This is a genomic window from Fructilactobacillus florum DSM 22689 = JCM 16035 (assembly GCF_001436645.1).
GTDB lineage: Bacteria > Bacillota > Bacilli > Lactobacillales > Lactobacillaceae > Fructilactobacillus > Fructilactobacillus florum.
In genome coordinates, this window is record NZ_AYZI01000047.1 from 1 (window position 1) to 274 (window position 274).

Consider the following 274-nt stretch of genomic DNA (forward strand, 5'->3'; position numbering starts at 1 on the left):
TGATCGAGATGTAATCGGGCGCATAGTGCTGTTCAAGGTTAACCCCCATCCGACTTTTGGGCAGATCTCGAATATGGCCCTTACTAGCGACCACATTGTAAGTTCTTCCTAGATATTTACCAATAGTTTTAGCTTTGGCTGGGGATTCTACGATGACTAGTTTTTTTTCGAAGTCGTTCGTTTTCGCTTACTAGTTTTTTTCTTGCTAGGAGTAGTGGTAGTCATTAATTTTTTATCCTCACAAATATTTTTCTACATTAAAAGATGATTATTA

The 274-nt window shown here is 37.6% G+C and carries 1 pseudogene; it reads right to left on the reverse strand.

Annotation, left to right across the window (positions count from 1 at the left end):
* Positions 1-225 (reverse strand): annotated as a pseudogene (locus FC87_RS06885) (toprim domain-containing protein); the annotation flags it as partial.
* Positions 226-274: the final 49 nt, after the last annotated feature.